This window comes from Streptomyces sp. NPDC001914, from assembly GCF_042891215.1.
Lineage (GTDB): Bacteria > Actinomycetota > Actinomycetes > Streptomycetales > Streptomycetaceae > Streptomyces.
In genome coordinates this window covers 94,789-115,327 of the sequence record NZ_JBIASW010000013.1, presented here as the reverse complement: position 1 = coordinate 115,327, position 20,539 = coordinate 94,789, and the positions used below count along the sequence as shown (strand labels likewise).

The 20,539-nt window shown below is 69.8% G+C and carries 20 protein-coding genes and 1 pseudogene; 4 read left to right on the top strand and 17 right to left on the bottom strand.

Annotation, left to right across the window (positions count from 1 at the left end; genetic code table 11):
* Positions 1-22 precede the first annotated feature (22 nt).
* The gene (locus tag ACFYYF_RS30615; protein WP_037619254.1) at positions 23-595 is read right to left on the bottom strand and encodes a YqgE/AlgH family protein; all 573 of its coding nucleotides are present in this window, start codon (positions 593-595) and stop codon (positions 23-25) included.
* 281 nt (positions 596-876) lie between these two features.
* Between ACFYYF_RS30615 and murA the strand changes: the two genes are divergently transcribed.
* Positions 877-2,217, top strand: a complete 1,341-nt coding sequence (gene murA, locus ACFYYF_RS30610; protein ID WP_361681437.1) for a UDP-N-acetylglucosamine 1-carboxyvinyltransferase — start codon at positions 877-879, stop codon at positions 2,215-2,217.
* Between the two features lie 217 nt (positions 2,218-2,434).
* Here the strand turns inward: murA and ACFYYF_RS30605 are convergent, their stop codons facing one another.
* From ACFYYF_RS30605 to ACFYYF_RS30580, 6 genes and pseudogenes are all read right to left on the bottom strand, one after another.
* Complete coding sequence (locus ACFYYF_RS30605; RefSeq protein WP_037619258.1) at positions 2,435-2,716, bottom strand: HU family DNA-binding protein; 282 nt, start codon at positions 2,714-2,716, stop codon at positions 2,435-2,437.
* Positions 2,717-3,088: 372 nt separating this feature from the next.
* A complete protein-coding gene (locus ACFYYF_RS30600) occupies positions 3,089-4,522 on the bottom strand; it encodes an NAD-dependent malic enzyme (protein WP_388780752.1) in 1,434 nt (477 codons plus the stop codon).
* A gap of 518 nt (positions 4,523-5,040) precedes the next feature.
* Complete coding sequence (locus ACFYYF_RS30595) at positions 5,041-7,446, bottom strand: HelD family protein (RefSeq protein ID WP_388780751.1); 2,406 nt, start codon at positions 7,444-7,446, stop codon at positions 5,041-5,043.
* Between the two features lie 85 nt (positions 7,447-7,531).
* On the bottom strand, positions 7,532-8,317 hold the full coding sequence (locus ACFYYF_RS30590) for a zf-HC2 domain-containing protein (RefSeq protein ID WP_361681426.1): 786 nt from the start codon (positions 8,315-8,317) through the stop codon (positions 7,532-7,534).
* Positions 8,318-8,355: 38 nt separating this feature from the next.
* Positions 8,356-8,886 carry a sigma-70 family RNA polymerase sigma factor gene (locus ACFYYF_RS30585; protein ID WP_037619265.1) on the bottom strand — a complete coding sequence of 177 codons (531 nt, stop codon included), beginning with the start codon at positions 8,884-8,886 and terminating at the stop codon, positions 8,356-8,358.
* A 225-nt stretch (positions 8,887-9,111) separates the two neighbouring features.
* Positions 9,112-9,700 (bottom strand): annotated as a pseudogene (locus ACFYYF_RS30580) (CGNR zinc finger domain-containing protein).
* A 197-nt stretch (positions 9,701-9,897) separates the two neighbouring features.
* Between ACFYYF_RS30580 and ACFYYF_RS30575 the strand changes: the two are divergent.
* On the top strand, positions 9,898-10,452 hold the full coding sequence (locus tag ACFYYF_RS30575) for a DUF1772 domain-containing protein (RefSeq protein WP_388780750.1): 555 nt from the start codon (positions 9,898-9,900) through the stop codon (positions 10,450-10,452).
* Here the strand turns inward: ACFYYF_RS30575 and ACFYYF_RS30570 are convergent.
* From ACFYYF_RS30570 to ACFYYF_RS30555, 4 genes are all read right to left on the bottom strand, one after another.
* Positions 10,401-11,552 (bottom strand): uroporphyrinogen-III synthase, encoded by a 1,152-nt coding sequence (locus ACFYYF_RS30570; RefSeq protein WP_361681416.1) that lies wholly within the window; start codon positions 11,550-11,552, stop codon positions 10,401-10,403. The genes ACFYYF_RS30575 and ACFYYF_RS30570 overlap by 52 nt on opposite strands.
* Before the next feature lie 126 nt (positions 11,553-11,678).
* Positions 11,679-13,058, bottom strand: coding sequence for a NarK family nitrate/nitrite MFS transporter (locus ACFYYF_RS30565; protein ID WP_388780749.1), 1,380 nt, complete (start codon positions 13,056-13,058; stop codon positions 11,679-11,681).
* A 176-nt stretch (positions 13,059-13,234) separates the two neighbouring features.
* Positions 13,235-13,636, bottom strand: coding sequence for an SgcJ/EcaC family oxidoreductase (locus tag ACFYYF_RS30560; protein WP_388780748.1), 402 nt, complete (start codon positions 13,634-13,636; stop codon positions 13,235-13,237).
* A 59-nt stretch (positions 13,637-13,695) separates the two neighbouring features.
* Positions 13,696-14,115: a hypothetical protein gene (locus tag ACFYYF_RS30555; protein ID WP_388780827.1), complete on the bottom strand. Its 420-nt coding sequence runs from the start codon at positions 14,113-14,115 to the stop codon at positions 13,696-13,698.
* Here ACFYYF_RS30555 and ACFYYF_RS30550 point away from each other — a divergent pair.
* A complete protein-coding gene (locus tag ACFYYF_RS30550; RefSeq protein WP_388780821.1) occupies positions 14,104-15,054 on the top strand; it encodes a sigma-70 family RNA polymerase sigma factor in 951 nt (316 codons plus the stop codon). The two genes, ACFYYF_RS30555 and ACFYYF_RS30550, sit on opposite strands and share 12 nt — an antisense overlap.
* Before the next feature lie 134 nt (positions 15,055-15,188).
* A complete protein-coding gene (locus ACFYYF_RS30545) occupies positions 15,189-15,704 on the top strand; it encodes a hypothetical protein (protein ID WP_388780747.1) in 516 nt (171 codons plus the stop codon).
* Here the strand turns inward: ACFYYF_RS30545 and ACFYYF_RS30540 are convergent.
* The 6 genes from ACFYYF_RS30540 to ACFYYF_RS30515 form a co-directional block, all read right to left on the bottom strand.
* Positions 15,687-16,289, bottom strand: coding sequence for a hypothetical protein (locus tag ACFYYF_RS30540; protein WP_388780746.1), 603 nt, complete (start codon positions 16,287-16,289; stop codon positions 15,687-15,689). The two genes, ACFYYF_RS30545 and ACFYYF_RS30540, sit on opposite strands and share 18 nt — an antisense overlap.
* Before the next feature lie 5 nt (positions 16,290-16,294).
* Complete coding sequence (locus ACFYYF_RS30535; protein WP_388780745.1) at positions 16,295-17,686, bottom strand: WXG100 family type VII secretion target; 1,392 nt, start codon at positions 17,684-17,686, stop codon at positions 16,295-16,297.
* Positions 17,683-17,985 carry a hypothetical protein gene (locus ACFYYF_RS30530; protein ID WP_388780744.1) on the bottom strand — a complete coding sequence of 101 codons (303 nt, stop codon included), beginning with the start codon at positions 17,983-17,985 and terminating at the stop codon, positions 17,683-17,685. Before ACFYYF_RS30530 ends, ACFYYF_RS30535 begins: the two co-directional genes overlap by 4 nt.
* Positions 17,982-18,560 (bottom strand): hypothetical protein, encoded by a 579-nt coding sequence (locus ACFYYF_RS30525; RefSeq protein ID WP_388780743.1) that lies wholly within the window; start codon positions 18,558-18,560, stop codon positions 17,982-17,984. Before ACFYYF_RS30525 ends, ACFYYF_RS30530 begins: the two co-directional genes overlap by 4 nt.
* A gap of 79 nt (positions 18,561-18,639) precedes the next feature.
* Positions 18,640-19,686, bottom strand: a complete 1,047-nt coding sequence (locus ACFYYF_RS30520; RefSeq protein ID WP_388780742.1) for a hypothetical protein — start codon at positions 19,684-19,686, stop codon at positions 18,640-18,642.
* Positions 19,674-20,279, bottom strand: coding sequence for a hypothetical protein (locus ACFYYF_RS30515; RefSeq protein WP_388780741.1), 606 nt, complete (start codon positions 20,277-20,279; stop codon positions 19,674-19,676). The genes ACFYYF_RS30520 and ACFYYF_RS30515 overlap by 13 nt, the downstream gene beginning before the upstream one ends.
* Positions 20,280-20,539 lie beyond the last annotated feature (260 nt).

Genomic DNA, 20,539 nt, shown 5'->3' with positions numbered 1-20,539 from the left:
AGGCACCGGGCCGGTGCGCGTGTCAGTTGAGGGAGGGGTCGTCCGGGTACGTCGCGACCATCGCCAGTTCGCTGCGCTGGCGGCGCAGGACCTCGCGCCACAGGCGTTCGGGCGCCGGGGAGGACACGTCACCGGGCTCGGACTCCACCACGTACCAGGCGCCGTCGACCAGTTCGTTCTCCAGCTGGCCCGGCCCCCAGCCCGCGTACCCGGCGAAGATGCGCAGGGAACCGAGGGCGGAGGCGAGCAGCTCGGGCGGGGCCTCCAGGTCCACCAGACCGATCGCGCCGTGCACCCGCCGCCAGCCGAGGGGCGCGCGCTCCCCCGCCGTGCCGCCCGGGATGACCGCCACCCCCAGCGCGGAGTCCAGCGAGACGGGGCCGCCCTGGAAGACGACGCCCGGCTCCCCGGCCAGTCCGGCCCAGTTCTCCAGGATGTCGCCGACACCGACCGGCGTCGGGCGGTTGAGGACGACACCGAGGGAGCCCTCCTCGTCGTGGTCGAGGAGCAGCACCACCGCGCGGTCGAAGTTCGGGTCCGCCAGGGCGGGCGTGGCCACGAGCAGCCGCCCTGTGAGCGAGGACACCTCGGTCATGCCAGACATGATCCCGCACATTCCCTTCATGTGGGGAGCCAATACGCGTACGGGAGTGAATGCAGCTCAGGGCGCAACGAAGCGCTGCCCGCGCACACCCGCGGCGGTGACCCCGCGTGCCCGTCCAGGGACCGCTCGTGTTGTGGCCAAGCTATGACCGACCTGAGTCCTGCTCGGGCTTACTGCGCCGGGGTGGGCGCCCATTACCCTTGCTGTTCGGCTCCCGTACGACCGGCCTGCCGACGACCCACACCTGCCCAACTCATCGGAACGCGAGATACATGACCGTCAACGACGATGTCCTGCTTGTCCATGGCGGAACCCCGCTTGAGGGCGAGATCCGTGTCCGCGGTGCGAAGAACCTCGTACCGAAGGCCATGGTCGCCGCCCTGCTGGGCAGCGGGCCGAGCCGGCTGCGCAATGTCCCCGACATCCGCGACGTCCGTGTCGTACGCGGACTGCTGCAGTTGCACGGTGTGACCGTCCGTCCGGGTGAGGAGCCCGGTGAGCTGATCCTCGATCCCTCGCACGTCGAGAGCGCGAACGTCGCCGACATCGACGCGCACGCGGGCTCGTCGCGCATCCCGATCCTGTTCTGCGGCCCGCTGCTGCACCGGCTGGGCCACGCGTTCATCCCGGGCCTCGGCGGCTGCGACATCGGCGGCCGGCCGATCGACTTCCACTTCGAGGTGCTGCGGCAGTTCGGCGCGAAGATCGAGAAGCGGGAGGACGGCCAGTACCTGGAGGCCCCGCAGCGGCTGCGCGGCACCAAGATCCAGCTTCCGTACCCGTCCGTGGGCGCGACCGAGCAGGTGCTGCTGACCGCGGTCCTCGCGGAGGGTGTCACGGAGCTCTCGAACGCGGCAGTGGAGCCGGAGATCGAGGACCTGATCTGCGTCCTGCAGAAGATGGGCGCCATCATCGCGATGGACACCGACCGGACGATCCGCATCACCGGTGTGGACTCGCTCGGCGGTTACACCCACGCGGCCCTCCCGGACCGACTGGAGGCCGCCTCGTGGGCTTCCGCGGCGCTGGCGACCGAGGGCAACATCTACGTCCGCGGCGCCCAGCAGCGCTCGATGATGACGTTCCTGAACACCTACCGCAAGGTCGGCGGTGCCTTCGAGATCGACGACGAGGGCATCCGCTTCTGGCACCCGGGCGGCCAGCTGAAGTCCATCGCCCTGGAGACGGACGTCCACCCCGGCTTCCAGACCGACTGGCAGCAGCCGCTGGTCGTGGCCCTGACGCAGGCCACCGGCCTGTCGATCATCCACGAGACGGTGTACGAGTCCCGGCTGGGCTTCACGTCCGCGCTGAACCAGATGGGCGCGCACATCCAGCTCTACCGCGAATGCCTCGGCGGCTCGAACTGCCGCTTCGGCCAGCGCAACTTCCTGCACTCCGCGGTCGTTTCGGGCCCGACGAAGCTCCAGGGCGCCGACCTGGTCATCCCCGACCTGCGCGGCGGCTTCTCGTACCTCATCGCGGCGCTGGCGGCACAGGGCACGTCCCGCGTCCACGGCATCGACCTGATCAACCGCGGCTACGAGAACTTCATGGAGAAGCTGGTGGAGCTCGGCGCGAAGGTCGAACTCCCGGGCAAGGCGCTCGGCTAGCACTCCGGCGGGGCCGCCCGCGTACGCCACGTACGGCGGCGGCCCCGGCTACGTACGCCACACGCGGGCGGGCCCGGCCCCGTGCGCCAGGTACGTTCGCGCGCTCACCCGCGTACGCCAATGGGGCGGCCCCCTGAAAGGGCCGCCCCATTGGCGTTGCCGGGCTTCGTACGGGTCCCCGCGTCCCGCGTCCGAGGGGAACGTACGGACGCCGGGACTAGTTGCCCTTGGCGGCTTCCTTGAGCTTGCTGCCCGCGGAGACCTTCACGCTGAAGCCGGCCGGGATCTGGATCGGGTCGCCGGTCTGCGGGTTGCGCGCGGTGCGAGCGGCACGGTGGGTGCGCTCGAAGGTCAGGAAGCCGGGGATGGTCACCTTCTCGTCGCCCTTGGCGACGATCTCGCCGACGGTCTCGGCGAAAGCGGCCAGAACGGCGTCGGCGTCCTTGCGGGTCACCTCGGCGCGGTCGGCCAGAGCGGCCACCAGCTCACTGCGGTTCATGTTGTTACTCCCGTGTTCTTCTTGCTGTTGAGGCGTGCCACGCGGCGGAGCCGCATATCGGGCACAGTGAAGCCGATGCTGCCAGGGTCCTCGGTCGGCTCCCGGACCCGGGTCCGTGGCCAGACCGTGGCGCCCGAAGACGCATCCTGCCCCCACCTGCGGCGGGAAAGCCAATCCGGCACCCCTGGGAGTCACACGAACACCCTTGGGGGTCACACGAAGAGGCCCCTGCGAGGCCTAGCCTGGCCGCCACCCTAGAGGCGGCCACTGGCCCCGCGTCCGCGACGCGCCGGGTTCCGGGCGGTCGTGGCGCCCGTCACAGACGGGACATCGGCCGGTACGGCACGGGCTCGCGGCCCGGCTCTACCCGTGCTACGCGCTCGTGTTGGCCGCGTCCGTCACCCCCGCCGCCTTCGCCGCGTCACGCACGGCTCCGGCGACCGCGCCCGCGACCTTGTCGTTGAAGACGCTGGGGATGATGTAGTTCGGGTTGAGCTCGTCCTCGGTCACCACGTTCGCGAGCGCGGCCGCGGCGGCGAGCATCATGTCCGTGTTGACGGTACGCGACTGGGCGTCCAGGAGGCCACGGAAGACACCCGGGAACACCAGGACGTTGTTGATCTGGTTGGGGAAGTCGGAGCGGCCGGTGGCCACAACTGCCGCCGTCTGACGGGCGATTGCCGGGTCGACCTCGGGGTCGGGGTTCGCAAGCGCGAACACGATGGCGTTCTCCGCCATCGAGGCCACGTCGTCGCCGTCGATCACGTTCGGGGCCGAGACACCGATGAACACGTCGGCCTCGCGGACCGCCTCCTTCAACGTGCCCGTGAGGCCTTCGAGGTTGGTGTTGTCGGCGATCCAGCGCAGCGGCGAGTCCGCCGCGGCGTCGACGAGGTCGGTGCGGCCCGCGTGCACGACGCCGTGGATGTCGGCGACGACGGCGTTCTTCACACCCGCGGCGATCAGCAGCTTGAGGATGGCCGTACCGGCCGCTCCCGCGCCCGACATGACGACCCGGATGTCGCCGATCGCCTTGCCCGCGACGCGAAGTGCGTTGGTCAGGGCGGCGAGGACGACGATGGCCGTGCCGTGCTGGTCGTCGTGGAAGACGGGGATGTCCAGGGCCTCGCGCAGCCGGGCCTCGATCTCGAAGCAGCGCGGCGCGGAGATGTCCTCCAGGTTGATGCCCGCGAAGCCGGGGGCGATCGCCTTGACGATCTCGACGATCGCGTCGGTGTCCTGGGTGTCCAGGCACAGCGGCCAGGCGTCGATGCCGGCGAAGCGCTTGAAGAGGGCCGCCTTGCCCTCCATGACGGGCAGCGCGGCCTTCGGGCCGATGTTGCCGAGGCCCAGCACCGCGGAGCCGTCCGTCACGACCGCAACGGAATTGCGCTTGATGGTGAGGCGGCGGGCGTCCTCGGGGTTCTCGGCGATCGCCATGCACACGCGGGCCACACCCGGGGTGTAGATCATGGAGAGGTCGTCACGGTTGCGGATCGGGTGCTTGGACTGCATCTCGATCTTGCCGCCGAGGTGCATGAGGAACGTACGGTCGGAGACCTTGCCGAGGGTCACGCCCTCGATGTTCCGCAGCTGCTCGACGATCTCGTCGGCGTGCGAGGTGGAGCTCGCGGCGATCGTGACGTCGATCCGGAGCTTCTCGTGGCCGGACGCGGTCACGTCGAGGCCGGTCACCGAGCCTCCGCTGGACTCCACGGCCGTCGTGAGCTGGGAGACCGCGGTTCCGCTCGCGGGCACCTCCAGCCGGACCGTCATCGAGTAGGAGACGCTGGGCGCCGTTGCCATGGCCGACTTCCTCTGCTTTCACCGAGTCACTGCTGTGTGCCGTCCGATCGTCGCACCTACCACTGAGTACGCGGTAGTCGCCCCGGATTGCGAACGTTTTGTTCGCCGGAGGTTCGCTCTTCGGAAAGCGGATTCCACTGTACGAGAGGGGGCCCGCCGCCGCGCGAGAGGGTCGGGAGACCGTTCGGGGGACGGAAGAGGCCCACGTCACGGATGACGTGGGCCTCTTGCGGTCCTTCGGTGAAGGACGACGGTCAATGACACCGACCCGCCATGCTCGCCTCGCGGCAAGTGGTCGCTCGTAGCGACGAAGGTTGGGCCCGGGGGCTTGGATCGGGCCGGTGTCACGTCAAAGGTAACAAAGGATCCCCGTAGAGCAATTCCCGTCCCGGGAGTTCTTTTCGGCCGGGCCTGTGTCCCCCGCCCGTCCCCCGCCCCCCGCCCGCCGCCGGGCGGGGGGGGCACAGGCCCGAACGGCGGCATGCTCCGTGCCCTCCCCCCGCGACAGGCCCGCGGCGTCAGTCCCGCAGGAGGTCGGGGACCCCGTCCGCGTCGGGCTCGTCACGGTCGCTGGAGACGACGGTGAGCTGCTGCGTTGCCCGGGTCAGGGCGACGTACAGGACACGCAGTCCGGCGGGCGACTCGTCGGCGATCTCCGCGGGCGAGACGACCACCGTCGCGTCGTACTCCAGGCCCTTGGCCTCCAGGCTCCCCAGGGCCACCACGCGGTCCCCGAGTCCGGCGAGCCAGCGGGCGGCCTCCTCGCGCCGGTTCATGGCGACGACGACGCCCACGGTGCCGTCGACCCGGTCGAGCAGATGGGCGGCCTCGGCGCGCACGGTCTGCGCGAGGGAGTCCCGTACGACCGCGAAGCGGGGCTCGACGCCCGTGGACCGTACGGCGGACGGCGACGGCGAGCCCGGCATGGCGAGCGCGAGGACCTTGGAGGCCAGCTCGGCGATCTCCGCCGGGTTGCGGTAGTTGACGGTGAGGGTGAAGCGGCGCCGGGGGCGGGTGCCGAGCGCCTCGTCACGGGCCTCGGCCGCCTCGTCGGGGTCGGACCACGAGGACTGGGCGGGGTCGCCCACGACCGTCCAGGTGGCGTGCCGGCCACGCCGGCCGACCATCCGCCACTGCATCGGCGTGAGGTCCTGCGCCTCGTCGACGATCACGTGCGCGTACTCGGTCCGCTCCTGCGCCAGCCGCTCGGCGCGCTCGCGCTGCGTCTCCTCGCGCACCGGCATGAGCTCGTCGAGGCCGGTGAGCTGGTCCAGCGGGTCCAGTTCGCGGCGCTTCCTCGGCCGGGCGGGCGTCCCGACGATCGCCTCCAGCTCGTCGAGCATGGCCACGTCGTGCACGGAGAACCCGTCCCGCTTGAGCGAGCGGGCCACCCGGCGGACCTCGCCGGGGTTGAGGATCCGGCGCGCCCAGCGCCCGAGACGCCGCTCGTCGGCCATGGCGGCCAGCACCCCGCGCGGGGTCAGCTCCGGCCACCAGGCGTCCAGGAAGGCCGTGAAGCTGTCCTCGGAGGTGACGTCCTCGTCGAAGGAGGACCGCAGCTCGGCGGCCAGCTCCGGGTCCGAGTGCCGGGTTCCCGCGCCCGACTTCGCCCACAGCGCGTCCAGCAGCAGCCTGCGGGCGCGCGGGCGCAGCAGGTTGACCGGCGCGGTCCCGCCGAGCGCGTTGTGCTTGATGCGGTCCAGCTCGGGGGACTCCAGCTCGAGACGGCGCCCGAAGGCGACGACTCTCAGCCGGGTGGGAGTGCCCGCGGCGGTCTCCGGCTCACCGAGGGCGAGCCGGCCGTTGCCGCCACCCCCGCCGTTGCCGCCGCCCGCCGGGCCGGCCTGGGTCTCCAGCGCTCCGCGCGCCGCCTTCCGCAGCACCTTCAGCATCCGGTACGAGCCCTTGGCGCGGGCCACCGCCGGGGAGTCGTACAGCGTGGCGGCCGCGCCGTCGACGAGGGAGCCGATCGCGCGGATCGCGACCTGGCCCTCCTCGCCGAGCGAGGGCAGCACGCCCTCGGTGTAGGCGACGAGCAGCGGGGTCGGGGAGACGATCAGGATGCCGCCCGCGTAGCGGCGGCGGTCCTGGTAGAGGAGGTAGGCGGCCCGGTGCAGGGCGACCGCCGTCTTGCCGGTGCCGGGGCCGCCCTCGACGTAGGTCACGGACGCGGCGGGCGCGCGGATCACCATGTCCTGCTCGGCCTGGATGGAGGCCACGATGTCGCGCATGGTGTGGCTGCGGGCCTGCCCGAGCGCTGCCATGAGGGCGCCGTCGCCGATGACGGGCAGTTCGTGGCCGTCGAGGGAGGCCTTGACCTGCGGCCGCATCAGGTCGTCCTCGACCCCGAGGACCCGGCGGCCCTTGGAGCGGATGACCCGGCGGCGCACGACCCGGCCGGGGTCGACCGGGGTGGAGCGGTAGAACGGGGCGGCGGCCGGTGCCCGCCAGTCGATCACCAGCGGCGCGTACTCGGCGTCCAGGACGCCGATGCGGCCGATGTGCAGCGTCTCCGCGATGTCGGCGGTGTTGTCCTCGCGCACCGCGCCCTCGGCGGGTTCCACCGCGGTGTAGGCGCCGTCGGGCCCCTTCACGCCGTCCTTGCCGCGGAGCAGGTCGATCCGGCCGAACAGGAAGTCCTCGAACTCGTTGTTGAGACGGTTCAGGTGGATTCCCGCGCGGAACACCTGGGCGTCCCGCTCCGCGAGCGCCCCCGGTGTGCCGACGTGACCGCGCTGGGCGGCGTCGTGCATGAGGAACTCGGCCTCGTGGATCTTCTCCTCGAGGCGCCGGTAGACCCGGTCCAGATGTTCCTGTTCGACGGCGATCTCACGGTCCCGTACGGAGTCGTCCTTGACGGACTCCTCCGGTACGGAGGTGTGGACCGAGCCGAGCGCGGTTTCCTGCTGAGCCTGAGCGGCCACCGGGCGCCCCCTTCTGACGTGCTGGGCAGCCGTCAACCGTACGCGAAGGGAGGCCCGCCGGGCTACGTCCGCGCCCGGAGTCCGCTCACGCCTTCACCTCGACCAGACGCTTCCCGCCGAAGGTCATGACCTCGAAGTGGTCGATCTGGTTCGGCTCGAAGGCCGCGCCGCCGTGGACGTAGAGGGGCTGCTTGGCCTCCTCGGTCTTGGCGTTGGGTGTGCCGTAGCCCCATTCCGGGACCGACCAGGACGTGACCGTCTCGCGCTCGCCGTTCTTGCCGACGGCGATCAGGGAGCACTTCTCGGGGCCCGTGACGTTCTTGAGCTGGAGGACCGCGTGGGTGCCCCAGTCCTTGGGCTCGATGGCGACGACGGCGCTGACCTTGGTCTTCGGGTCCGTGGCCGACGCCTTGTCGGTCATGACCTCGAAGGCGGCCTTGGCCGGGCTGGTGGCGTGCGCCTGCGGCATGTTCGTGCCGGTGTCGCTGCCTCCGTTGACCGCCATGACCGTCAGCGGGCCGCCGATGATCAGCGCGGCCGCGGCGGCCACCAGGTACATGCCGCGCCGGCGCTTCTGGGCGCGGCGTTGCGAGACCTCGTCCACCAGCCGCTCCGCGAGCCGTGGGCTCGGGCGGGCCGAGAGGGACTCCGCGATGGCCGGGCTGCCCTGCGAGGCGGGCAGGTCGGCGAGGGCCGCGAGCATCGGTTCCATCCCGGCGAGCTCGTCGAGCTGCTGGGCGCACCACTCGCAGGACGCGAGATGCTCCTCGAAGGCCGTGGCCTCGATGTCGTCGAGGATGCCGAGCGCGTAGGCGCCGACAGTCTCGTGAATGTTGTCCCCGGACCCTTGCTGTCCTCGTGGACCTTGCATGGCTCCCGGACCACCTGTTCCGTAACCCCCGTACGTGTTCATGCCGTCACCCCCCGCTCCTCAAGCGCCAGCTTCATCGACCGCAGGGCGTAGAAAACCCGTGAGCGCACAGTGCCGCTGGGAATGCCGAGCGTTTCGGCCGCCTCATTGACGGTACGCCCTTTGAAGTAAGTTTCGACCAGAACTTCCCTGTGAGCAGGGGTCAGGTCGTCCAGCGCGTCCGACAGTGTCATCAGCCACAACGCCTTGTCGATCTCGTCCTCCGCGGGGATGACCTCCAGCGGCGACGGGTCGACCTCCTGCGGCCGGGCCTGCCGACTGCGGTGGCCGTCGATGACGATGCGCCGGGCGACCGTCACCAGCCAGGGGCGTACCGAACCGGTCGCTCGATTGAGCTGGCCGGCGTTCTTCCAGGCACGGATGAGTGTTTCCTGCACAACGTCCTCGGCGCGCTGCCGGTCTCCGGCCACCAGGCGCAGCACGTAGGCCAGCAGGGGCCCCGCGTGTTCCCGGTACAGCGCACGCATCAGCTCCTCGTCGGGTTCGGTCGACGAGGACTGCTGAGACATGCGATGTCGGGCCCTTGGCCTGTGTTCATCAGCCACGGCTGAATCCTTGCGCACGCCTACCTCCGGTGTCCGGGGGTTCCCCCAGTCGGTCGCTCATCACCGGGTACGTGTGCCGGTACGCGAGTGTTCAAAGTGTTCAGGATTTTTTCTGGTGAAGATGTGTAGACGCCGAAAAGAATGCATACCGATCACCTCACGTCACTGGAAAGTCACGGACGGGTGTGATCAGGCCCGGGCCAGGGCCGCCCGGCGCCGGTGCCGGGCAACCCGCTCCCGATTGCCGCACACTTCACTCGAGCACCAGCGGCGGCGCCGGCCGCGCGAGGTGTCGAGGTAGACGATCGGGCAGTTGTCGCCCTCGCACTGCCGCAGACTCGCCCGCGCGAGCGGGTCCGTGAGCAGATCGAGGGCGTCCCGGGCCACCACAGACAGTAGTTCACCGCAGTACGGCGGCATGCGGAGCCCCCGGCACAGTGAGCCGTCGGCGGCGCGGACGGCCCGGGGGGGCCGGCGGAGCCGCGAGGGCAACGGCGTTGACGCGGGCGAGCGCGCCGTCCGCGGGCCGTCCGTCCAGCTCGCCGCGCACCAACTGGGCGACATGTCCGCGCAGTTCCCGGAAGCCGAGCAGCCATGCGTCGTCCACGGCGGCCAGCACGGTGCCCACGGGCACCAGCCCGGACGCGAGGACCCAGGCGCTCAACCGGGCGGCCGAGTCGAGGCGTTCCTCGGGATGGGTGGTCGCCGTCAGGTCCAGGCAGATCCGCCCGGAGTCGAACCGCAGCTCGTACGAGGCTGTGGCCATGCCCGATGCCATGCGCCTGTCACCGCCTTGGGGTCACCTGCCGCTGTACCCCCTACAGTGCATGCCCCGGCGCCCCGCCGGAAGACTCGGCACCGGTCCCGTACCGGATGCTCACCGGACGGACGGCGGAGCGTGCCGTGGACGCCCGCGTATGCGGCCGCGCTCCTCGGCCATGTCACCGGCTCCGGCCCGCCGGTTGACTGAGGGACATGACGAACGAGAGCACGGAGCGGCGTGACACCGCCGCGGGGGTACTGGGTGCGGCCACGGTCGCGACGGGCCTGGTCGCGGGGGCCTTCTACGTCTTCGCCTGCGCGGTGATGCCGGCGCTGGCGCGCAGCGACGACCGCGTCTTCATCGAGGTGATGCGGAACATCAACGAGGTGATCCAGAACCCGGTCTTCTTCCTGGGCTTCCTGGGGGCGCCGATCCTGACGGCGGTCGCCGCCTGGCGGTCGCGCGGCACGCCGGACCGGTGGTGGGTGCTGGCCGCGCTCGCCGCGTACACGCTCGCGTTCATGGTGACCGTGACCGTCAACGTGCCGCTCAACAACGACCTCGCGAACGCGGGCGACCCCGCGCGGATCGCCGATCCGGCCGCGGTGCGCGACCGGTTCGAGGACACCTGGGTGACCTGGAACGTCGTACGGGCCCTGCTGTCGACGCTCGCTCTGGCCTGCCTCGCCCGTGCCCTGCTGCGGCACCGGCGGACTCAGGCGTCGGCGTACTTGGCGTCCGCGGCCGGGTCGAGCGCCAGCCGGTAGCCCCGTTTGACGACCGTCTGGATCAGCTTGGGCGCGCCGAGTGCCGTGCGCAGCCGGGCCATCGCGGTCTCCACGGCGTGCTCGTCACGGCCGGCTCCCGGCAGCGCGCGCAGCAGTTCGGACCGCGCCACCACCCAGCCGGGCCGCCGTGCGAGGGCCCGCAGCAGCGACATCCCGGCGGGCGGGACGGGCCGCAGCGCCCCGTCGACCAGCACCGCGTGCCCCCGGATCTCCACATGGTGCCCGGCGATGGGCAACGCCCTTGCCCGGCCGGGCAGTTCCTGGCACAGCAGTTGTACGAGGGGGCCGAGCCGGAAGCGTTCGGGCTGGACGGTGTCGATGCCGAGGGCCTGCAGCGGCAGCGCGGTGACCGGGCCGACGCAGGCGGGCAGGACGTCGTGGTGCAGCGCGGCGAGCAACTCCGCGTGCACACCTCGTTCCTCGGCCCTGGACAGCAGGGAGGCGGCGGCGGGGGCGCTGGTGAAGGTGAGCGCGTCGAGCCCGCGGGTGAGGGCCGCGTCGAGCAGCCGGTCGACGGGGCCGATGTCCTCGGGCGGCATCCACCGGTACACCGGCACGAGGACGACCTCGGCCCCGGCGGCCCGCAGCGACTCCACGAACCCGGGCAGCGGTTCCCCGTGCAGTTGTACGGCGATACGGCGGCCGTCGACGCCCTCCTCGAGCAGCCGGTCGAGGACCTCGGCCATCGACTCGGAGGACGGGGACCACTCCTCCGTCAGCCCCTGGGCCCGCACCGCGCCCTTGACCTTGGGCCCGCGGGCGAGCAGTTCCACGCTCCGCAGCCGCGCGAGCAGTTCCTCGCCCAGGCCCCAGCCGTCGGCGGCCTCGACCCAGCCGCGAAAGCCGATGGCGGTGGTGGCCACCACCACGTCGGGGGCGTTGTCGATCAACTCCTTCGTGGCGACGAGGAGTTCACCGTCGTCGGCGAGGGGCACGATCCGCAGGGCCGGCGCGTGCACGACGGTGGCACCGCGCCGTTGGAGCAGCGCGCCCAGTTCGTCGGCCCGGCGCGCGGCGGTCACGCCCACGGTGAACCCGGAGAGTGGCCCGTGCTCGGGTCGCTGCTGTTCGTCGTACATGGGCTCTCGTCTCGCGCTCGTCGAGTCGTCGTACGGGTCTGTGCTGGCTGTCGTACGTCGCGGCTGATCCGAGCCTGTCAACGGACCGTGACAGGCTCGGATCAAGGTGATGTCCGGCGTGTTACGTCACACCTCGGCGTAGCTGAGCTGGGGCTTCGCCTCGGCGGTGGCACTTGCCCCCGGCTCGGCGGCCGGGCGGCGAAGGTATACGGCCCAGGTCACCGCGAAGGCGGCCGCGTAGAAGGCGAGGAAGGTGACGAAGGCGCCGGTGCCGGAGCCGGAGCTGAGGAAGGACTGGCGGAAGGCGAGGTTGATGCCGACACCGCCGAGCGCGCCCACGGCGCCGATGAGACCCATGGCGGCGCCGGAGAGACGCCGTCCGTGGCGGGCGGCCTCCTCCCCTTCGAGGCCCGCCTCCAGGGCCTTCCGCTGGAAGATGCCGGGGATCATCTTGTACGTCGACCCGTTGCCGAGCCCGCTGAGCACGAAGAGCACCACGAAGACCGAGACGAACAGCGCCAGCGACTTCTCACTGCTGGCGAACACCAGGACCCCGGTCGCGGCGGCCATGGCGACGAAGTTCCACAGGGTGATCCTGGCGCCGCCGTAGCGGTCGGCGAGCCAGCCGCCGACGGGCCTGATCAGCGAGCCGAGCAGCGGGCCGATGAAGGTGAGGTAGGCGGCCTGGAGCGGTGTCCGCCCGAACTCGACCTGGAGCACCTGGCCGAAGGCGAAGGCGTAGCCGATGAACGACCCGAACGTCCCGATGTAGAGGAACGCCATGATCCAGGTGTGCGGGTCCTTCGCGGCGTCCAGGGCCGCGCCGGTGTCGTTCTTCACGGGGGTGAGGTTGTCCATGAACAGGCCGGCGAGGACGGCGGCCACGACGACGAGCGGGATGTAGATCCCGAGGAGCACCCTGGGTCCGCCGGCCGCCCCGATGACGGCGAGTGCCACCAGCTGGATGACGGGGACGCCGATGTTGCCGCCGCCCGCGTTGAGGCCGAGCGCCCATCCCTTCTTCCGCAGGGGGAAGAAGGCGTTGATGTTGGTCATGCTGGAGGCGAAGTTGCCGCCGCCGACACCGGCCAGCAGGCCCACCACGAGGAACGTGGTGAAGGAGGTTCCCGGCTCCATCACGACGAACGCGGCGACGGTCGGCACGAGCAGCAGACCGGCGGACACGATGGTCCAGTTCCGGCCGCCGAAGAGCGCGACGGCGAAGGTGTAGGGCACCCGCACCACCGCGCCGACGAGCGTCACCATCGAGGTGAGCAGGAACTTGTCGGCCGGGGTGAGTCCGTATTCCGGTCCCATGAACAGGACCAGTACCGACCACATGGTCCACACGGAGAACCCGATGTGCTCGGACAGGACCGAGAAGAACAGGTTGCGCCGGGCGACCTTCTCGCCCTTCTCCGCCCAGAAGACCTCGTCCTCCGGGTCCCACTCCTCGATCCAGCGACCGCCCCTCGCGGGGGCCGTACTCGTGGCTGGGGCAGTCATCTCACGCCTCCATTGGTTCTCCGGGCTTACCGGCCGTGCTTACTGGCCTGCTGTTTCCCGAAGGTAGGGAGGGCTCGTTTCGGCCCTGTGGCTGTGAGTGACCTGAAGGGAACGTTGCTCTCACCCGGCCCCGGACCCGGCGGTGAGGACGGGGCCGGGGCCGGGTGACGCCCGGGTCAGGCGGGTGAGTTGTGGTACGAGGTGATGGCCCAGGTCCCGTCGGCGGCGTCGCGGACGAGTACCCAGGTCGCCCGCCGCCGCCGGTCGGCGGGGACCTCGCTCTCCCCGGCCAGGAGTACCGCGGCCTCACTGACGACGACGGCCGTGCCGGGCCGCGGGAACCGGATCCGGCGGGGCTCGTCGAGCGGCCGGGATCCCTTCAGCGGTCCCTCGAAGCCGGCCGCGATGTAGGCGCGGATCTCCTCCCGCCCGTCGTTGAAGACGCCCGGCATCACGACGGTCGCGTCCTCGGTGTAGAGCGCGGCGAACGCGTCGGCGTCACCGTCGGCCCAGGCGGAGTAGAGCCGGTCGAGGACGCCGCGGATGTCCTGGCGGTCCTCGGTGGCGCTGCTGTTCATGATGATTCCTTCCCTCGAACGGATGCGACGCCGGTACGTACCCGCACACCACCCGGAAGTCATCGGTGCCGGGACGATGAGTCCGGGCGGTCCCGGAGGTAGATACCGGTGAACGCGGGGACACGGCCGAGGAGCGGATGATGGGGATACGGGGCGGCGGGGGCCGGGACCAAAACGGCGTGGGGTTGGACCGGGACGGTGTGGGCTTGGACCGGCGGGACGGTGTGGGCTTCGACCGGTGGGACGGCGGTGGCGATGCCGACGGGACGGAAGGCTCCGAGGGTCGCGGCGGTTTCGGCGATGGCGACGGGCGTGACGGTGGGCACGGCGACCGTGACGGGCACGATGACCGCAGCCGGCAGGGTGACCGTGGCCGGCGGGACGGTGACCCCGACGGTCACGGCGACCGTGACGGTCACGGCGACCGTGACGGCTTCGAGAGGCGGGCGGCGCCCTACCGCCGTGAACTGCTGACGCACTGCTACCGGATGCTCGGGTCGGTGCACGAGGCCGAGGACCTGGTCCAGGAGACGATGCTCAGGGCCTGGCTCGCGTACGACCGTTACGACGCCGACCGTGCGTCCATGCGCACCTGGCTGTACCGCATCGCCACCAACAGATGCCTGACCGCGCTGCGCGGCCGCGCCCGCAGACCTCTGCCGTCGGGTCTGGTCGGCGCGCTGGAGGATCCGGGGGCGCCGATGACACTGGGGTCGGAGGTGCCGTGGCTCGAACCCTTCCCGGACACGGGAGCCCCGGGGCTGGTGTTCGGGACCGGAGCAGGGGCCGGGACCGGGGATCCGGCGGGGGTGGTGGCAGCCCGGGGCAGCCTGCGTCTCGCGCTGATCGCCGCGATGCAGTTGCTGCCTCCGCGCCAGCGTGCCGTCCTCATCCTGCGTGACGTACTGGCCTGGCCGGCGACCGAGGTGGCCGAAGCGCTCGGTACGTCGACGGCGTCCGTGAACAGCGCGCTCCAACGGGCCCGCGCGCGACTGGGCGAGGCCGGCCTGACCGAGGACGAGGTGACGGAACCGCCGGACCACGAGGGGCGCGCGGTGATCGACCGCTATCTGCGCGCCTTCGAGGACGCCGACCTCGACGCCCTGCGCACCCTGCTCACCCAGGACGTCGTCCTGGAGATGCCGCCGGTCCTCAACTGGTACGTCGGCCCCGACGCCTACGTCGCCTTCATCGCCCGTGTCTTCGCGATGCGCGGCACTGACTGGCGCCTGCGCCCCACCTCGGCCAACGGCCAGCCGGCCCTGGCGGCGTACGTCCGCGCCCCCGGCACCGACACCCACCGCCTGCACACCCTCCAGGTCTTCACGACGACCCCCACAGCGGTGAGCCACACGGTGGTCTTCCAACTCCCGACGGTCTTCACGGCGTTCGGGCTGACGGAGGTGTGGGAGGACTAGCCGCGGGCTCGACGGTCGCCTCTCCGGGCACGGCTGCCGTCATGGACCTCCCTGGTGACGCCCACTATCGTCGGTCGCACTTGTGAAGAACGGGAGACTCCATGTCCGCTGGATCTGGGCCCGGACGGCCCGAGGTGCGAAGCCCGCAGCGCACGAAGGCTCAGAATGCGGCGTTCGCCGCGGCAGTCATCGGCGTCCTGGCGACCATGACCCTCGGAGCCTTCGCGGGCGTTTCCCTGGCTACCGGCCTCGCGGATGATTCCGGCCTCTCGGACCTGGTGCCCGCTGACGGCCGCAACAGCCTGGTGATCGGCGGCATCGGCGCGGGCGGCCTGACCGGGCTGCTGGTCCCGCTGATCATCGCGGGTCTCGTGAAGGGGACCGAGGACAAGCCGCGGCTTCGACCGACCGAGGCCCTCGCAGACGTTCTGGCTCTTCTTGTCTTTGATGTATATCTGCTGGTCGTCTCTGTGATCGTGGCCCAGTTCGGGAGAATCCTCCCCGCGGGTCTGACCGTACTCCTGAGTGTCTTCGCCATCGGATTCAGCTGGATGCCCTTGGCTCTGATCCCGTGGGAGAGGTTCGGGATCACCGTTCCAGGTGTACGGCTCGGCTCGGGCAGCAGGCCGGACTCACACGAGCCTGATTGATTCGGCCAAGGCATCGGCCACCGTCGCCAGCTCCGCGCCGAGGCCGATGGAAGACCAGAGCAGCCGGGCCTCCAACACCACGGGGTGCGGCCGAGGCAGGACGTAGTGGGCGACGCCTTCGATCACTTCCCCCTCCGCGGATTCAGGGGCACTTGGCTCCATACGATGCACCCGCACCGCGGATCCCACCGGAAGGTCGACCTCCGAGATCGAAGGGCTCCCGAAGAAGGGCCCTTCAGCCAGCTCGACCTCTCGACGGAGGGCTTCCAGGCACAGCAGTTCTTGGGAGACCGCCACTTCCCTCACGAAGTAGCTCGCCAGCACGGGTCCGTCCGCCGGGGCCAACAGTGCCGCACAGATTGCTCGCTGCCGAATCGCGGCACCCCAGTACCACAGCACTTCGTCGGCGAAGGCGTCGCGTCGATCCACGGAAGCGTCCGCGCCGACATGGTCTTCCGCGGCTGTATGGGCCCATGGCATCGGCTGGTCAACGGCGAGGTCGAGAACCAACCAGCTTTCGGGAGCCGGCAGCTCGACCCTGCACTCACTCCAGCCGTGCTGAGAAGCCTCCACACCGAGCGCCATGGCGGTCACCTTCCGGCCAGAGAGGCGTCCGGGCCGGTGACATCGATCTTCGGTTCACCCTCGAAGATGCCTTGGAAGCTGTATGAGTCGGAACTCGCTCCGGTGCCGGTGGCGGCAAGCGCCCAGGAGTTGTAGCGCAGTGCCTGCTTGAACGCGTCCGGCGTTCCGATGAAGTCGAGGTCGGTCGAGCTGACGTTCCTCATACGGCCGAGCTCGTCCACCATGCCTGGCCCGACATACATACTGGCCAGACCGCGGGCCCCGCCCACGTTCCAGGCGTTCCGAACAGCCGCGACGTTGTCACCCACCTTGAAGAGATCCCGCCAGTTGCTCCGGATCGTGCCGAAGTCATCGGCCATGGAACGCGGCAGGCCCTTGAAAGCGGCTCCGAGGCTGACGTCCGGTCGTACCGCGCGGGTGACGGCTCCGGCACGCGCTCCCACCATCTCTTGGACGAGAGTCCGACGTGCCGCCGAGCTGAGCCCTGGATTCCAGCCGCGTACGTACTGCGTCGCGGCCGTCCAGACCTTGCTGCGTCCGACGGTGGCGGCGAGCTTCGCTCCCGACGAGAAGACCCGCCCGATCCCGAAGGTCGCCAGCCCCAGAACATCCAGGGCCACGTCCTGCCACGACCCGTCACCGTTGATCCACAGGAGCACGTGGCAGATGAGGGACAGAGCCGTCATGACGAGCGCGATCGTGCCCAGGACTCCGGCGATCGCCTGTCCGATGACGGGAATCCACCCGACCAGGAGCGATATCACTCCGCACACCGCCGCGACAGCCCCGGCGGCCTTACTGATCAAGTTCAGCGAGTCACGCAGGTCGTCCAGCCAACCGTCGTTCAGGCCGTCGCCTTCCGCCACGTCGTGAATGCGCTTCGCCGCGGTGTCGCCCGCGTGCTGGTGGCGAGACTTCAAAACCGCCAACTTGCCGCGCAGGCCGTCCAGGCCGTCCCGCAGGTCGGTCACCTTCTTGTCGAGCTTGTCCTGGCTGGCGTCGTCCGCCCCTTCGGGCGGGTTGTCCGCCCGGGACTTGGCGGATGCCAGATCCGCGCTCTGCGTCTCAGCCTGCCCGAGGAGCCGGTCCGCCTCTTTCTGAATGGTCTCGAGGTCGGTGTAGTACTCCTTGAGCGCAGCCCCGGCCTCTTCATAGCGGCCGTGCGCCCTGCTCACCGTCTTGGCGGTATCGCCCGCCTTGTCGGCGAACTCCCTGCCCGCCTTCGAATCCCAGCTCTTCTGGTCTCCGACCCGACGGAGCGCGGCAGCGGTGTCGGAGATCGTCTTGGCCGTGGCCGTGAACCGGCGCGCCAGCGCCTTGAGCTCCTGCACATCGCCGGGAACGGGGTCACCGCTCTCGTCCAGCACTTCCCAACGATGGTCGGCCGGACGGCTCACGTCTTCTGCCTCTTTCCGACCAGAGCGCTGTAGAGCGCCGTGTCCAGCTCGACGTACGCCTTGGACGCTTCCTTCGCGATGGTTCCCAGCGCCTCGATGTCCTTGATCATCTTTTCGCGGTTGTCGTCCCAGTCGTCGGAAAAATCCTGGAGTCTCTCATGCAGCAGTTTGTGTCCGACCGTGCGTCGGTCATAGGACTCCATGAGCCTGTCGAGCCCCTCGAACTCCGTTGCCACTGTTCTCAGCCCGGTTCCGACCGTATGCAGATCGTCGGTGGAGACCCTGAGACGCTCGCTCATGCCGGCTCTCCCTTGCCGTCGATCCGCGCCTGCCAGCGCAACGTGCCCGCGATCGCGTCGAACAGCTCGACCATCGCGTCGGCGATCGGCTCCATCGGCGTGCTGAACGTGAGCATCAAGGTCTCATCGTTCAGCGGTGCGGGAACAAAGTACTCAACGATCGTGTCGTCGAAATCCGATCCCAATTTCCTCGTCTCGCGGGATCGTTCGGTACGCCGGCGCCGTGCCGCCCGTCCTGCCGCGGGAAGGGTCACAGGTACGACTTCACCCTGACCGGTGAGTGCTGCGACGACATCAAGGCTGTCGAACCGCTCATGAACGCGGGAAACGAGAAGCGAGGCGGACAACGGGATGCCGGCCGCCGCCAGGAAGGAGAGGTAGAGCACCACTCCGCCCTGGTCGGCACCCGCGAGGGCGGCGCCGGTCAGATGTTCCTCGGCCTGGCGACGCAGAACAGGCTGATCGTCGACGCCGGCGAACTGGCGCCGGATCAGCGCGCTCACGGATGCCTCGCGCTGCTCCTGCGGCTGAAGCGGGATGCGGTACCAGTCCTCGGGTGTGATCAGGCCGAACACGCTTCCGCTGCCGACAGGCTGAGGTGACGTCACTTACCGCTCGCTCCGGTTCTGTTCGTCACTGAGAGACACCCGCCTCTCAACGGTTGATGGACTGGATCTCCTGCACGACGACGTCCTGGTCCGCCCCGAAGGTACCGTCCGGCAGGTTCCGTGCCCTTGTCACGCCGGTGCCCGTCCAGTGGATCTTCCAGGTGATGGTGGCCCTCAGCTTGTACGAGCCGTCACCCGAGGAGCGGAGATACTTCACCCCGCACGGGGGTATGTCCCCGGCCTTGCCCTTCGCGTACGCCTCGCCGATACCGTGACCCGTGATCTCGCAGACGCCGGACGCGGGATACGTCTGCGCGTCCCCCGTACCGGGCTCGATCCTCAGCGAGACCGGCTCCGCCGTCGTCGTCGCGGTGACGTTCAGCAGCGGGACTGACGCGGTCACAGACACCGGCTTGAACTTCGCCGTGTCCAGCCACGCCCACGTCGGCAGATTCACCTTCGTCGTCCCCGCCGGAGCCAGATCCACCCTCGTCGACGGCACACGGATCTCCGCGTACGCCAGCTGCGCCAGCATCTCCGGAGTGATCGCCTCCGGGATGTCCGCCGGTGGGGCCGCGCCCTCGTCGACCCAGAAGATGCCCTTGGTGCACTTCAGCGCGCCCGGGTCACCCTCGCGGCCCGGCGTGACGTACGAGTCCCACCAGTAGCCCTTGCCGGTCTTCTCCTTGTTGAAGTCCTTGGCCTCGCCGCCGTTGACGTACTTGTCCCGCTGTTCCTGGTCCCACTGGGAACCCGTGGACTCGGCGTTCCAGATGGGCTCCAGGTACTTCTGCAGTTCGTCCGGCGTGTACTTCGGAGCGTAATAGCAGGCCGGCGGTGTCCAGTCACCGGAGGACGAGGTCACCGGCCCGGAGGAGTCCCCCGACCCGTTCTTGGACCGGTCGAACACGACGGCCCCCGCGGTGGCGGTGAGGTTGCCCTTGCCGTCGCTGTTACCGGAGGCGTTGGTACCGCCAGGCTTCTGACTCCCGTTGCCGAAGTCGTCGTCGGCAACGGCCGAGTTGGCGTTGACCAGGAGAAGTATCGCGATCGCGGAGCCGCTCAAAGCCCCGCGCCATTTCACGGCTGACATTTGGCGCTGCCCCTCTCCGAGAGCATGTCCTGCGTCACCCAGACGCCATCCGAATTCCGCTTCAACGTCGTGTTGTAGAAGATGTAGCTGTTCTTCGTCACCGGAGTCTTGTCGACCTTTCCGGTCTTGACGTACTTGTTGTACGCCTTGCCCTGGTCCTCGCAGTACGTGAGCGCCGCCGCCCCATCGCCCTGAAGGGTCACGGACTCGCTGTAGAAGCGGTAGGTACCAGTGGTGCGGGCCTTGTGGTCCACGAATCGCTGCACGTACTTCTGCGTCGCGGCCGCGAGCTCCTCCGCCGAGTAGAACCGGTAGGCGGGGTCGAGCGCGTCCTGACGGGCGATCGCTTGGTCCGTGGCCTTGATGAACAGCTCACCGTCGGCCAGAACGGCGTCCTTGTCCTTGTTGCCTGTTTTACGCCACTCGAAGGTGTAGTGAAGGTCGGCGGGCAGCTCGATCTTCGGTCGGCCCGCCTCTTGCGTCGCGCTCGCGCTGGGCGAAGCCGACTCCTTGTCCCCGGTGTCCGCGCCGGCGATCTTGTCGTTGGCCTTCGGCTTGTCACCACCTCCGCCGCACGCGGACAGAAGCAGCACGGCTGACGCTCCGACAGCGGCTGTGGCAAGCAGACGGGAACGGCGGTTCACGGCGGACTCCTGTGCGGCGTGGGGTGCGGAAGGGCACCAACACGCTAGCGGTGGCCTGTGCGACGACACCAGCGCGAATGGTGCCAAGCCAGTAACAGTGATGGACCAAAGAAGCCCATAGTGTGCCCAAATGGCATGCGAGAGGCTCCGGTTGAGCCGAGACCACCTGCAGGACGCTTCGCCGAGTTGCTGTCCGCAAAGCAACTCGC

Bases quoted from the DNA above. Each gene is read 5' to 3' on its own strand.
- ACFYYF_RS30605 (WP_037619258.1), bottom strand. From the start codon at position 2,716: ATGAACCGCAGTGAGCTGGTGGCCGCTCTGGCCGACCGCGCCGAGGTG.
- ACFYYF_RS30600 (WP_388780752.1), bottom strand. From the start codon at position 4,522: ATGGCAACGGCGCCCAGCGTCTCCTACTCGATGACGGTCCGGCTGGAG.
- ACFYYF_RS30590 (WP_361681426.1), bottom strand. From the start codon at position 8,317: ATGCAAGGTCCACGAGGACAGCAAGGGTCCGGGGACAACATTCACGAG.
- ACFYYF_RS30585 (WP_037619265.1), bottom strand. From the start codon at position 8,886: ATGTCTCAGCAGTCCTCGTCGACCGAACCCGACGAGGAGCTGATGCGT.
- ACFYYF_RS30540 (WP_388780746.1), bottom strand. From the start codon at position 16,289: ATGGCGCTCGGTGTGGAGGCTTCTCAGCACGGCTGGAGTGAGTGCAGG.
- ACFYYF_RS30575 (WP_388780750.1), top strand. From the start codon at position 9,898: ATGACGAACGAGAGCACGGAGCGGCGTGACACCGCCGCGGGGGTACTG.
- ACFYYF_RS30570 (WP_361681416.1), bottom strand. From the start codon at position 11,552: ATGTACGACGAACAGCAGCGACCCGAGCACGGGCCACTCTCCGGGTTC.
- ACFYYF_RS30565 (WP_388780749.1), bottom strand. From the start codon at position 13,058: ATGACTGCCCCAGCCACGAGTACGGCCCCCGCGAGGGGCGGTCGCTGG.
- ACFYYF_RS30560 (WP_388780748.1), bottom strand. From the start codon at position 13,636: ATGAACAGCAGCGCCACCGAGGACCGCCAGGACATCCGCGGCGTCCTC.
- murA (WP_361681437.1), top strand. From the start codon at position 877: ATGACCGTCAACGACGATGTCCTGCTTGTCCATGGCGGAACCCCGCTT.
- ACFYYF_RS30520 (WP_388780742.1), bottom strand. From the start codon at position 19,686: ATGTCAGCCGTGAAATGGCGCGGGGCTTTGAGCGGCTCCGCGATCGCG.
- ACFYYF_RS30530 (WP_388780744.1), bottom strand. From the start codon at position 17,985: ATGAGCGAGCGTCTCAGGGTCTCCACCGACGATCTGCATACGGTCGGA.
- ACFYYF_RS30615 (WP_037619254.1), bottom strand. From the start codon at position 595: ATGACCGAGGTGTCCTCGCTCACAGGGCGGCTGCTCGTGGCCACGCCC.